This window comes from Variovorax sp. P4_B11 (assembly GCF_056402355.1).
Map to the genome: position 1 here is coordinate 52,521 of NZ_JBFUHO010000031.1, position 12,809 is coordinate 65,329.

A 12,809-nucleotide genomic window follows, 5' to 3' on the forward strand; every position below is an offset into this window, starting at 1 on the left:
CGCCTTCGGCGCAGCCCCCTCAAGGGGGCGACACCGGCGGCCCGGCAAAGCCGGTTCCGCGGTATCCCTGGCATGGGTCGGGGAGGACTGTCATGGGAAGGAGCCTGCGTGAGCGTGAGTGATGACCTGAAGACCCTGACCGCGCCGCAGCAACTGCTGCACTGGGCGCAGGCGCGCCCCGACGCGGTGGCGCTGCGGCAGAAGCAGTTCGGCATCTGGCAGCCCTTCACCTGGCGAGACTACGCCGAGCGTGCGAGCGCGCTGGCGCTGGCCCTGATCGATCTCGGCCTGCAGCCCGGCGAGAAGGTGGCGATCCTCGGCGAGAACCGGGTCGAATGGGTGATTGCGCAATTCGGCGTGGGCCTGGCCGGCGCCATCGTCGCGGGCGTGTATCCGACCTCACCCGGCGTGGAGATCGAGTACCTGCTGCGGCTGGCGGGTTCGCCGATCATCGTCTGCGAGGACCAGGAGCAGCTCGACAAGGTGCTGTCGGTGCGCGCCCACCTGCCCGAACTGCGCCAGATCGTGCTGATCGACGCGCGCGGCCTGCGTCACTACGACCGTGCCGGCATCCATGAATTCGATCAACTGATCGAAGCCGGCCGCAAGCTCGCCGCCGGGCAGCCCGCGCGCGTGGCGCAACGGGCCGCCGCGCAGACACTCGACGACATCGGCCTGATCGTCTTCACCTCCGGATCGACCGGCCGGCCGAAGGCCGCGCAGATGAGCTGGCGCGGCCTGGGCAGCGCGGCGCGCGGACTCAACACCGTGCTGGGCTGCACCGAGCGCGATGCGCTGGTGTCATATCTGCCGCTGTGCCATGTGGCCGAGCAGATGTTCTCGATCCACGTGCCGATGGCCACCGGCGCCGTGGTCAACTTCGCCGAGAGCCTGCGCACCGTGCAGGAAGATCTGCGCGAGCTGTCGCCGCAGGTGTTCTTCGGCGTGCCGCGCATCTGGGAGAAGTTCCACGCGTCCATCCAGACCAAACTGCGCGAGGCCGGGGGCTGGCGGCTGGCGCTCTACCAGCGGGCGCTGGCCTCGGTCGGCCGCTTCGAATCCACGCCGCGCGCGCGGTGGACACCGGCGCAGAGGCTGGCGCATGCCTTCTGGTATTTGGTGATATTGCGGCCGCTGCTGAATTTCGTCGGCCTGCGGCGCTGCCGGGTCGCCATCTCGTCGGGCGCGCCGATCGCGCCGGACATCCTGCAATTCTTCCGCGTGCTCGGTGTGCCGATCCGCGAGGCCTACGGCCTCACCGAAGCTTCGGGCGCGACCACCATGCAGACCCACGATGCCTCGCCGGTGGGCACCGTAGGCGTGCCCTATCCAGGCGTCGAACTGCGGTTGGCCGACGATGGCGAAATCATGATCCGCGGCGACGTGGTCTTCCGTGGCTACTACCGCAATCCGGAAGCGACCGCCGAGGCCATCGATGCCGAGGGGTGGCTGCACACGGGCGACGTCGCGCGCTGGGAGGACGGGCCAGCCGGCCGCGAGTTGCGCATTGTCGATCGCAAGAAGGACATCATGATCACCGCCGGCGGCAAGAACATCACGCCCTCGGAGATCGAGAACGCGCTGCGCTTCTCGCCCTTCATCAAGGAGGCGATCGTGATTGCGGACCGGCGGCGCTTCGTGTCGGCCCTGCTGCAGATTGACTTCGAGAGCGTCGCGAATTGGGCCGAGGCGCAGGGGCTGGCCTACACCACCTTCAGGAGCCTGGTCGAGCAGGCGCGGGTTCACGCGATGATCGAGACCGAAGTCGCCCACGCCAACGCCGGACTGGCGCAGGTGCAGCAAGTGCGCAAGTTCCACCTGCTGGTGAAGGAACTCGACCATGACGACGGCGAGGTGACCGCGACGATGAAGGTGCGGCGCAAGGCCATCGCCGAGAAGTACGCCGACGTGATCGAGGCCATCTATGCCTGAGGCCGGCGCGCTGCTCGAATGGCCGGCAGAGGGTGTCGCGCTGCTGCGGCTGAACCGGCCCCACCGGCTCAATGCGCTGGACGACGAGACCGTGCGCGAGATCGGCCGGCTGCTCGATCGGGTCGCGGACGACGACGCCTGCCGCGTGTTGATTCTGAGCGGGCAGGGGCGCGGCTTCTGCGCCGGCTTCGACCTCTCGCTGGCCGCGGATGCGCCTGGCAGCGCCGACGGCGAGACACAAGCCTGGATGAAGCGGCAGGAGTTGTTCGCCGGGCTGGTCACGCGGCTGCGCGGCCTGCGCCAGCCGGTGATCGCGGCGGTCAACGGCCCCGCCAACGGCGCCGGCCTCGGGCTGGCGCTGGCGGCGGAGATACGCGTTGCCGCCGAATCGGCTTCCTTCAACGCGGCCTTCGTGAAGGTCGGCATGTCGAGCTGCGACATCGGCGTGAGCTGGCTCCTGCCGCGGGCGGTGGGCCTGTCGCACGCGTGGGAAATGATGCTGACCGGGCGCATGGTCGAGGCAGCGGAAGCCGAGCGCATCGGGCTGGTGTCGCAACGCGTGGCCGACGCGATGCTCATGCCGCGCGTTCTGGAACTGGCGCAAAGCATTGCAGCCCACAGCGCCTTCGCGGTCTGGATGACCAAGCGCAGCGGCTGGGCCAACCTGGAGAGCCCGAGCCTGGCCGCGGCGATCGAACTCGAGAACCGCACGCAGATCCTGGCGCGGACCACCGGCGACCTGCAGCGTGCGGCCGAGGCCCTGCTGGGCCGCAGGAAGCAGCCCTAGTGTGAACAGACCCTAGCCGGCGAGCTTCGCCGCGCGCAGCTTCAGCAGCGCATAGACGGTATCGATCGTCGGCGTTGGCGTGCGGGCGATCTCGCGCATCGCCTCGATCGAATCGACCAGCACATCGAGCTCGAGCGGGCGGCCGCGCTCCAGGTCCTGCAGCATCGACATCCTGTGGTCGCCGGCGTTGCGTGCGGCGGCAATGCGCTCATCGATCGTGATGGGCATCTTCTCGACGCCGAGCTGGCGGGCCAGCGCGTCGGCCTCGGTCATCATCGCGCGCACGATGGCCACCACCTCGGGCCGCGCGTTCATCTCCGACAGCGTGCCGAGCGTGAGCGTTGCCACCGGGTTCCAGCACAGGCTGCTGATCATCTTGGCCCAGATCCAGGCGCGGATGTCGGGCACCACCGGGGCGTCGAGGCCGGCGGCGTGCATCGCGCCGGCCAGTCGCGTGAGGCGCTCGCTGCTGGAGCCGTCCGGCTCGCCGAGCGGAAAGCGCGATAGCGCGCCGTCGTGGTGGATGATGCCCGGCGCCGTGACCTCTGAAGCCACCCAGTACACGCAGCCGATCACGCGCTCCGGCGCCAGGGCCCGCCACTGGCGCCCGCCCGGGTCGAGGCGTTCGACCTGCCGGTTGTTGAACGGCCCGGGCAGGTCGTGGAAGTACCAATAGGGGATGCCGGTGGTGGGTGGCACCACCGCGGTGTGCGGGCCGAGCAGCGCCTGAACGCCGTCCAGCGCGGCCATGACCTGGTGCGATTTCAACGCCAGGATGACCACGTCCTGGACGCCGAGCGCGGCCGGATCGTCGCTGGCCTGCACGCGTGCGCGCAGCGTGCCGCGCGGCGACTCGACGGCCAGGCCATTGGCGCGGATGGCCGCGAGATGCGCGCCACGCGCGACCACGCTCACGGTCACGCCTTCGGCCTGCGCCAGGTGCGTCGCCAGGTAGCCCCCGATCGCGCCGGCGCCGTAGATGCAGATATTCATCGCGCTTCCTCAGTTGGGCGTGAGGACCGCGCCGCCGCAGACCGAGATCACCTGGCCGGTGACGTACTGCGACAGGTCGGTGGCAAGGAACTCGAGCACGCCTGCGCAGTCCTCTACTTGCCCGAGGCGACGCAGCGGCACTTTGGCCGCCTCGGCATCGGTGCCGATACCGCGCGCGGCCGCCTGAGCGGCGACCCGCGCCGTGAGCATCACGCCCGGCGCCAGGCAGTTGGCGCGGATGCCCTTGGGGCCGAGCTCGGCGGCCAGGTATCGGGTGTAGTGCGTCACCGCGGCCTTGGCCGCCGCGTAGGCGGCGAGCAGACCCTGGTCGTAGGTCGTGATGCCTGACTGGGACGAGATGTTGACGATGACGCCGCTGCCTTGCCGCTGCATCTGCGGGGCCGCGGCCTGGCAGCAGTGCACCGTGCTCATGTAGTTGACGTCCATCAGAAGGCGCGTGTCTTCTTCCGGGGCGACGGAGGCCAGGCTGCGCTCGGCCGGCGTGATCGCGCCGCCGGCGTTGTTGACCAGGATGTCGATGCGGCCGAGCGCGGCGAGTGCCGACTCGATCGCAGCAAAGGCCTGGTCGCGTCGCGTCAGGTCGGCCTGGATGCCGATACTGCGGCGGCCCAGCTGTTCGATCTCGGCCGCCACGCTGGGCGCGCCGAGCCGCTCGCCGAATTCGGCCGCGCCGTCGAGGTTGAGGTCGATGATCGCGACATCGGCGCCCAGCGAGGCGAGGCGCAGGGCATAGGCGCGGCCCAGCCCGCGAGCGCCGCCGGTGACGATGGCGGACTTTCCCTGGAGCTTCATGGTGTGACTTTCGTGGAGAAGGAAGGAGAGGATTGGGCTGCCGGCGCCGTGGCACCGACGCCGAGGTAGGCCCGGCGGATCAGGTCGCTGCCCTGCAGGTCGCGCGCAGGACCGTGGCCGATGACGCGGCCGTTCTGCAGCACGTAGGCGGTGTCGGCAATCTGCAGCGCGCGCTCCACCATCTGTTCGACCAGCAGGATGGTGGTGCCGTCGGCGCGCAGCTGCACCACCGCATCGAGCAGTTGGTCGATGACGGCCGGCGCCAGGCCGAGCGAGGGTTCGTCGAGCATCAGCAGGCGCGGCGCGTGCATCAGCGCCTGCGCCACGGCGAGCATCTGCTGCTGGCCGCCCGACAGGATGCCGGCGCGCACCGATTGCCGCTCGTGCAGCACGGGAAAGAGGGTGTAGACCCGGTCGAAGCGAGCCGCCGCATCGGCCTTCGCCAGCTTCGCGCCCCACAGGCCCAGTTGCAGGTTGTCGCGCACCGATTGGGTACGGAAGAGGCGCCGGCCCTCGGCCACGTGCAGCAGCCCGCGTTCGACGATCCGGCCCGGCGTCGCACCCGCGAGGCTTTCGCCGCCGAACACGATCTCGCCGGCCGTGCTGCGGATCAGCCCCGACAGGGCGCGCAGCAAAGTCGACTTGCCGGCGCCGTTGCTGCCGACCAGCGCGACGAGGCCACGCGCCGGCACGTCGATCGAGACGCCTTCGAGTACGCTCACGCGGCCGTAGCCGGCGTGCAGGCCGCGCACCTGCAGCAGGGGTGTGTTGCCGGTCATCGCGAACCCCCCGTACCTTCCCGGCCCATGTAGGCGCGCGCGACTTCGGGATGGCTGAAGACCTCGTCCGGGGTGCCGGCTGCCAGCACCGTGCCGCGGTCCAGCACCGTGACCGAGCGGCTGATGCGTGCGATCAGCTCAAGGTGGTGCTCGACGATCAGCACGGTGGTGCCCAGCGCCCCGATGGCCTCGATCAACGCGGCCAGGCGATCGAGCTCGTCCATCGACAAGCCGGCCGCCGGCTCGTCGAGCAGCAGCAGCGAGGGGTGGCCAGCCATCGCACGGGCGATCTCGACCAGCCGCTGCTGCCCGTGCGGCAGGTCGCCGGCGAGAGCGTCCGCGCGCTCGCCGAGGCCGACGAAGCGCAGCAGCGCCATCGCGGCGGCCGAACCTTCGTGCCGGTCGCGGCGCGCGCGCGGCAGGCCGAGCGCGATTTCTACGGCCGTCGCGCGCTCGCTCGCGAAGCCGCCGAGGCGCACGTTGTCGAGCACGGTCACGTCGGGCAGCAGCTTCGGCGTCTGGAAGGTACGGCCGACGCCGAGGCGGGCGATCCGGTGCGGCGCGCGGCCGCTGACGTCGGTATCGCCGATGCGCACGCTGCCGCTGTCGCTGCGGATGAAGCCGCTGATGACGTTGAGCGTGGTGGTCTTGCCCGAGCCATTGGGGCCGACGAGCGCATGCGTGCTGCCCGGCTCCGCCGCCAGCGTGCAGCCCCGCAGCGCAGCGACGCCGCCAAACTGCTTGTGCAGCGCGTTCACCGACAGGCCCAGGCGAGCGACCGGCCGCGCGCTCACCGCATCCGCGCCTGTCTCGTCGCGGGTGGCGGCGCGAACCCGCCAGCGCCGCCACAACGGCATGCCCATCACCCCATGCGGTGCGAACACCATCAGCACCAGCAGCAACACGCCGTAGATCAGCAGCCGCCAGCTCTGCAGCGCGCCCAGCAGCTCGGGCAGCAGGAAGAAGATCAGCGTGCCGACCACCGGACCCCAGCGCTTGCCCAAGCCGCCGACCACGATCGTCAGCAGGAAGAAGATGGAGAAGTCGGCGCTGAAATCCTCCGGCGTGATCACCGTCTTCTGCACCGCGAAGAAGGCGCCGGCCAGGCCCGCGAGCGCCGCGCTCACGGCGAAGGCGAACAGCTTGATGCGCAGCAGCGACACGCCCGATGCAGTGGCCGCCAGCGGGTTGTCGCGGGCGGCGATCATGCCGCGACCATAGCGCGAGAGCGTCAGATTGCGGATCGCGACGAAGGCCAGCACCACGCAAAGCACTATCACCAGGTAGACCTGCACCGGGCTCAGCGGATGGCCGCCGATGGCTGGCGCTGGAATGCCGACGATGCCGGAGAAGCCGCGCGTCAGACCGCGCCATTCGACCAGCAGGTCGGTGACCACCTGCGCGAAGGTGAGGGTGACGAGCGCGAAGTACCAGGTCGACAGCCGCAATGCGGGCAGCGCCATCACCAGGCCGGCGATGGTGGCCACCGCCACGCCCACCAGCGCGGAAGACCAGAACGACCAGTGCGCGTCGACCATCAGCAGCGCAGTGGCGTAGCTGCCCAGTGCGACCAGGGCGCCGTGGCCGAGCGAGACCTGGCCCGCATAACCGGTGAGGAAGTTGAGTCCGATCGCGACCAGCATCATCACGCCGGCCTGGGTGGCGAGGAACAGGACATAGTCGCCGCGGAACCAGAGCGGCAGCGAGAGGGCGGCGATCACGAGGATGGCGAAGACGGACCTGGGAATGCCGCGCGTCGGCGTGGCCTGCGCCGGGTGGGTCGAGAGGGCCGAGGCGTTCATCATGTCAGACCGTGCGCGCTTCCAGGGAGCTGAAGATGCCGCCCGGGCGCACCAGCAGGATCGCGAGTACCAGCACCAGCATCACGGCGTTGTGATAGCCGGGCGACAGCAGCAGAGCGCTCGCAGCTTCCGTCAGACCGATCGCGTAGCCGGCAGCCAAGGCGCCGCGGTTGCTGCCGAGGCCACCGATGGCCGCGGCCGCGAAGCCCTTGAGCAGCAGCATGCCGCCCAGACTGGTGGAAGCGCTCGTCACTGGCGAAGCCAGCGCGCCGGTCAGCGCCGCGAAGGCACCGCCGAGGGCGAAGGACCAGCGGCTGATCGCGACCGGGTCGATGCCGCGCAGGAGTGCCGCGTCGCGGTCTTCCGCCACCGCCATCGCCGCCTTGCCCCAGAGGCTGCCGTAGAGCAGCTCGACCACGACGACCAATGCGATGGTGAGGCCGATCAGCGCGATCTGGTAGCTGGAGATATTGAGCACGCCCAGCGAGAGCGTGTCGTTCGACAGCGGCGCCGGCGCATCGACGACCACCGGGTCCGCGCCCCAGATCTTGCCGACCAGGTTGGTCACGATCATCGACACCGCGAGCGTGGTGATGATCCAGGCCGTGCCGTTGGTGCTGCGCTTGAGCACCGGTGCGACCGCGATGCGCTCCACCAGCAGCGACAGCACGGCGACCAGCGCCATCGCCGCCGCCAGGGACGCCAGCCAGGGCCACTTCATCTGCGTCATCAACAGGGCGCTGGCCATCGAGCCGAGCATCACGAAGTCGCCCTGCGCGAAATTGAAGACCTTGGTGGGCCGGTAGAGGATGTTGAAGCCGACCGCGACCAGGCAGTAGAGGCTGCCCGACGTGAGGCCGGAGACGAGGACGTCGAACCACATGGCGTTGCGCGGACGGCGCGCTCAGGCGCGTTCCCTGAACACCCGCATCGCCTTCGGGTCCTTGCCCGACAGCAGCGTCACCATCACGATCTGGCTGGCATCGAGCGCGCAGTGGTTCTCGGGCGTGAAGCTGATGCGGCCGATCATGCCGTCGTAGTTCTTCGTGGCGTCGAAGGCCTTCTTGATGCGCTCGGTGTCGAGGCGCTTCTCGCTCTCGACCACCACCTTCAGCAGCTGCAGGTAGTCGTAGAACGGGCTGATGGCGGCATTGATCTCCCAGGTCTTGGCTTCGGGGTAGGTGAGCACCTTCTGCGCATAGGCGACCTGCCGCGCGGCAGGTGGCTCGGTGGCGGAGTAGGTCCAAGTCTTGAGCAGGGTGGCGTAGGCGTTCTTGATCACCTCCGGATCGGCGTTGTCGAGCACCGCGTTCGAATACATGCCGTTGCCGCCCAGGAGCGCCGGATACCACTTGGCCGACTGCAGCGCAGCGGCGGTGAGAACCATGCCCTGGGCCGCCGCGTTCCACAGCACCAGCGCCTCGGCGCCCGCGCCGCGCAGCTTGTTGACGTAGACCTTGAGATCGGTGGCGTTGAGCGGATAGGTCTCGACGCCGACCGGCTCGATGCCGCGTTGCTTCAGCGCGCGCACGGTCGCAGCGGTGGCGGACTCGCCGAAGCCGGTGTTCTCGAGCAGGATGCCGACCTTCTTGAGCTTGAGCTGGTCCACGATGTGGCGCGCCACCGCTTCGCCCTGCAGGCCGGTGTTGTAAGTGAACTGGTATTGATAGGGATACTTCGTGCCGTCGGCCAATTCCTCGGCCCAGCCGCCCGCGCCATGGAGCACCTTCGCTGCGGTCGTCGTGGGCACGGCGGCAAGGCTGTGCGAACTGCCGACCGGACCGAGGATCGCCTGGCAGCCGCTGTCGAGCAGCTTGCGCATCACCGCCGGTTCCTTGGCGGGCGAGCTTTCGTCGTCGACCTCGATGATCTCGACCTTGCGCCCGAGGATGCCGCCCGCGGCGTTGATCTCCTCGACCGCGATCTTCACGCCGACATAGAGCGGCGCGAAGGAGCCGGCGACCACGCCGGTCATTGCGCGCGCCGAGCCGATCTTGAGCGTGTCGCCGGTCTGCGCGAACACACTCTGCGCGGCCGCCAGCAGTGGTCCGCCCGCGACGATGGCGCCGGTTCCGAGCAGGGAGCGCCGCGAGATGCCGTTGGAGAGGGTTGTCATAACTTGTCCTTTGTCTCGGTGTTGTCAGTAAGTGGCACGGCCGCCGGAAAGGTCGAAGGTGAAACCGGTGGTGAAGGAGCAGTCGTCCGAGGCGATCCAGGCGGCCATGGCGGCGGCTTCTTCGGCGCGACCCATGCGGCGCATCGGGATCTTCTCGATGACCGCCTGCATCGCGGCCGGTGCCTTGGCCATGGTCGCCATGGCCAGGGGCGTCTCGAACAGCGTCGGCGCGATCGCGTTGACCGTGACGCCGCTGGTGGCGAGTTCCTTGCCCAGGCTCTTGGTGAAGGCGATGACGCCGCCCTTCGCGGCCGAATAGGCGCTTTGGAAGGCATTGCCGTCCTTGCCCGCCATCGACGAGACATTGATGACCCGGCCCCAGCCGCGCCGGACCATGGCGGGCACGAAGGCGCGGCAGGCGTAGAAGACGCCGTTCAGGTTGATCGCGATGTTCTGGTGCCAGGCGTCCAGCGACATCTCGATCATCGGACAGACCTCGAGCGCGACCCCGGCGTTGTTGAAGAGGATGTCGACCTGCCCGAGCTCGCGCTGCGCCTCGTCGGCCGCGCGCTGCACGGCCGCATGGTCGGCGACGTCGACCGCGCGCCATGTAACGGTGCCCCGGTCGGCGAGCGACGTCGCGGCTTCGCGCAGCTTGTCGCCATCGCGGCCCCACAACTCCACGCGTGCGCCGGATTCGAGAAAGCGGCGGGCACTGGCCAGGCCGATGCCGCTGCCACCGCCCGTGATGACGCTCGTGCGCCCGGCGAGATCGATCGAGTTCATCCGCAGATCTCCGTGGTTGACCCGTAGCGGGTTGAATTGACGTATCTAGTATGTGTGCGTATCGTACGCAAGTGCATTAGAAATACGAGACTGCATTCCTACGTGCTTTCCCTCGGTGTCGGGGATCGCGCAATCAACGCCTGCCTGCCCATGATCAATCGCCAGTGGATCTACCTTGCCTGCCCCGACGGGGCGCTCGGCGCCGGACACTTCGCCTGGCGCGAGGCGCCGGCGCCGCAGCCGCGGGACGGAGAGGTGCTCGTGCGCGTGCGCATGAGCTCGGTCGATCCCGCGCAGCGCATGTGGATGTCGATGCACAGTTACAGACCGCGGCTGCAGCCCGGCGAGGTGATGGCCGCGTATGGGGTGGGCGAAGTGGTGGCGTCGCGCGCGCCCGGTTTCGCACCGGGCGATGTGGTGAGCGGCGACCTGGGCTGGCAGGACTTCTGCGTGACAGCACCACAGGAACTGCGCAAGCGTGACGCCGGCCGGCCGCTGGAGCAACTGGCCGGCGTGCTCGACATCACGGGCCTCACGGCTTACTTCGGCCTGTTCGAGATCGCCTCGGTGCGCGCCGGCGAGACGCTGCTGGTGTCGGCGGCGGCCGGCGGCGTCGGCAACGTGGTGGTGCAGCTGGCTCGGCGCGCGGGCGTGCGGGTCGTCGGCGTGGCGGGTGGAGCGCAGAAATGCCGCTGGCTGCTGGAGGAGCTTGGCGCCGACGCGACGATCGACTACAAGCTGGGCGGGTTGCGTGCGGCGCTCAAGACGACGTGCCCCGATGGCATCGACGCGATGTTCGACGGAACCGGCGGCGACATCCTGGAAGCGGCCCTGCCGCAGATGAATCCTTTCGGCCGTGTCGCGTGCTGCGGCGCGGTCGCTCAATACGACCGGGCCTCGGCCGCCCCGGGGCCGCGCGGCGTGCCGGGGCTGCTGGTGGCGCGGCGCATCCGCATGCAGGGCTTCGTGGTGTTCGATCACTATGCGCGCCGTGACGAGGCCGAGGCGCGGCTCGCGCGCTGGTTGGACGAAGGCAGCCTGAAGCCGTGCACGCAGGTGGCCGACGGGCTGGAGGCTGCGCCCGCGGCCCTGATCGGGCAGCTCGCGGGCGCCAATGTCGGCAAGATGCTGGTGAGGGTCTGAGATGAAACGGAGCTTTTCGATTCGATGCGGCCTGGGTGAGGCGGGGCGGGCTCACGCCGACGGCGTACTCTGCTCCGCGAATGTCCCCCGGCCTGCGGCCTCCTCCTTGATTTCGCTGCGCAGAGCACACCATCGACGTGATCCGTCACGGCGATGGTTCATCGACCAGCACCACACCGCCTTACCCGTGCCGAGGGCATCGGGTGGCCCCCGCAGCGAAATCAAGGAGGAGGCGAAGCCGGGGGACATTCGCGGAGGGGGCCACCCGGTGGCCTCGGCACGCGCCCCTGGTGTCCGAACCGAATGTCAGCTGCGTTTCATGCGTCGCGGGTCACGCGATCGCGTGGTGGAAAACTGAGATGAACCACGACAAACTTCGCATCGGCATCGTCGGCCCCGGCCTGATGGGACTGGGTCTGTGCCATTCGGCCGCTGCCGCCGGCCTGGAGGTGCTGCTGCTGGGGCGCGACGAGCAAGCAGCCCGACGCGGGGTCGAGCGCCTCGGTGCCGATCTCGACAAGCGTGTCGCGCGTGGCCGCATGACGCCGCAGGCGCGCGCGGCGCTGATCGGGGCCGTGTCGCCGGCTGCCGGTCCGGCCGACCTGGCCGGCTGCGCCCTGGTCGTCGAGACGGTGGCCGAGGAGCGCGAGACCAAGCTGGAAGTGCTGCGCCGCATCGAGGCGGTGGTGGCGGACGATGCCCTGATCGCCACCAACACTTCGGGCCTGCCGGTCAGCGGGCTGGCCGCGGCCCTGTCCCGGCCGGAGCGCTTCATCGGCCTGCACTTCTTCTCGCCGGTGGACCGCATGGCGCTGGTCGAGGTGGTTGTCGGCCAGGCGACTTCGAACGCGACCGTCGATACGGCGCTCGACTGGGTGCGGCGCCTGGGCAAGCAGCCGATCGTGGTGCGCGACGGGCCGGGCTTCTTCACTTCGCGTGTCTTCGCCGCGTACCTCGACGAAGCGGCTGCGATGCTGGCCGAGGGCGTGCGGCCGGAAGCCATCGAAGCCGGCGCCGCTGCCGCCGGGCTGCCCATCGGACCGCTCGCGATGCTCGACGAGACCGGGCTGGCGCTCAATTGGCAGCAGGCGAAACAGGCGCGCGCCGACGGGCTGGCGCAGCGGTTCTGCCGGCCGCTGGCCTGGCCGGTGCTGGATCGCATGGTGACCTCGCTGGGGCGGCGCGGCCGGCGCGAGGGCGGTGGCTTCTACGACTACCCGGCCGAGGGGCCGAAGCGCCTCTGGCCCGGCCTTGCGCAGCTGTATCCGGCGCTCGACGTGCAGCCGGACACGGCTGGCGTGACGCGCCGTCTCCTGCATGCCCAGGCGATGGAAGCCGCACGCTGCCTGGAGGAGGGCACCGTGCGCAGCGCGCAGGATGCCGACCGCGGCTCGGTGCTCGGACTCGGATTCCCGGTGGCGGAAGGCGGCGTGCTGGCACAGGTGGCGCGGCGCGGCATCGCCGTTTTCGTGGCGGAATGCGACGCGCTCGCCGATCGCCATGGTGAGCGCTTCCGACCCTCGCCCTGGCTGCGCGAACGCGCGCAAGACCCGCGCGGCTTCGGTCACACGGCCTGAGCGCGAGCTAGGGGAATCCCGGGCTGGCGCCATATCGTACAGTAGCGTAACGTATGGGCGTGTACATCATGTGAAAGCCGT

At 69.6% G+C, this 12,809-nt stretch carries 11 protein-coding genes; 4 read left to right on the forward strand and 7 right to left on the reverse strand.

Annotated elements, in window-relative coordinates; all coding sequences use genetic code 11:
* Positions 1-108 precede the first annotated feature (108 nt).
* Both AC1DYD_RS24505 and AC1DYD_RS24510 read left to right on the forward strand, forming a co-directional pair.
* Positions 109-1,932 (forward strand): AMP-dependent synthetase/ligase, encoded by a 1,824-nt coding sequence (locus AC1DYD_RS24505; protein WP_478175358.1) that lies wholly within the window; start codon positions 109-111, stop codon positions 1,930-1,932.
* Positions 1,925-2,719 carry an enoyl-CoA hydratase/isomerase family protein gene (locus AC1DYD_RS24510; RefSeq protein ID WP_478175359.1) on the forward strand — a complete coding sequence of 265 codons (795 nt, stop codon included), beginning with the start codon at positions 1,925-1,927 and terminating at the stop codon, positions 2,717-2,719. The genes AC1DYD_RS24505 and AC1DYD_RS24510 overlap by 8 nt, the downstream gene beginning before the upstream one ends.
* Before the next feature lie 12 nt (positions 2,720-2,731).
* On the opposite strand, the gene AC1DYD_RS24515 is transcribed toward AC1DYD_RS24510, so the two are convergent.
* Genes AC1DYD_RS24515 through AC1DYD_RS24545 form a run of 7 tightly spaced genes read right to left on the reverse strand, consistent with a single transcriptional unit; the run spans position 2,732 to position 10,008 of the window.
* A complete protein-coding gene (locus AC1DYD_RS24515) occupies positions 2,732-3,712 on the reverse strand; it encodes a ketopantoate reductase family protein (RefSeq protein WP_478175360.1) in 981 nt (326 codons plus the stop codon).
* Positions 3,713-3,721: 9 nt separating this feature from the next.
* Entirely contained in the window at positions 3,722-4,525 is an 804-nt protein-coding gene (locus AC1DYD_RS24520) for an SDR family NAD(P)-dependent oxidoreductase (RefSeq protein ID WP_478175361.1), read from the reverse strand.
* Complete coding sequence (locus AC1DYD_RS24525; protein ID WP_478175362.1) at positions 4,522-5,304, reverse strand: ABC transporter ATP-binding protein; 783 nt, start codon at positions 5,302-5,304, stop codon at positions 4,522-4,524. Before AC1DYD_RS24525 ends, AC1DYD_RS24520 begins: the two co-directional genes overlap by 4 nt.
* Positions 5,301-7,109 (reverse strand): branched-chain amino acid ABC transporter ATP-binding protein/permease, encoded by a 1,809-nt coding sequence (locus tag AC1DYD_RS24530; protein ID WP_478175363.1) that lies wholly within the window; start codon positions 7,107-7,109, stop codon positions 5,301-5,303. The genes AC1DYD_RS24525 and AC1DYD_RS24530 overlap by 4 nt, the downstream gene beginning before the upstream one ends.
* Position 7,110: 1 nt before the next feature.
* On the reverse strand, positions 7,111-7,989 hold the full coding sequence (locus AC1DYD_RS24535; protein WP_478175364.1) for a branched-chain amino acid ABC transporter permease: 879 nt from the start codon (positions 7,987-7,989) through the stop codon (positions 7,111-7,113).
* Positions 7,990-8,010: 21 nt separating this feature from the next.
* On the reverse strand, positions 8,011-9,222 hold the full coding sequence (locus AC1DYD_RS24540) for an ABC transporter substrate-binding protein (RefSeq protein WP_478175365.1): 1,212 nt from the start codon (positions 9,220-9,222) through the stop codon (positions 8,011-8,013).
* 24 nt (positions 9,223-9,246) lie between these two features.
* Complete coding sequence (locus tag AC1DYD_RS24545; protein WP_478175366.1) at positions 9,247-10,008, reverse strand: SDR family NAD(P)-dependent oxidoreductase; 762 nt, start codon at positions 10,006-10,008, stop codon at positions 9,247-9,249.
* Positions 10,009-10,158: 150 nt separating this feature from the next.
* Here AC1DYD_RS24545 and AC1DYD_RS24550 point away from each other — a divergent pair, with 150 nt between their 5' ends.
* Both AC1DYD_RS24550 and AC1DYD_RS24555 read left to right on the forward strand, forming a co-directional pair.
* Positions 10,159-11,151 (forward strand): NADP-dependent oxidoreductase, encoded by a 993-nt coding sequence (locus tag AC1DYD_RS24550; RefSeq protein ID WP_478175367.1) that lies wholly within the window; start codon positions 10,159-10,161, stop codon positions 11,149-11,151.
* Positions 11,152-11,510: 359 nt separating this feature from the next.
* The gene (locus AC1DYD_RS24555) at positions 11,511-12,728 is read left to right on the forward strand and encodes a 3-hydroxyacyl-CoA dehydrogenase (RefSeq protein ID WP_478175368.1); all 1,218 of its coding nucleotides are present in this window, start codon (positions 11,511-11,513) and stop codon (positions 12,726-12,728) included.
* Positions 12,729-12,809: the final 81 nt, after the last annotated feature.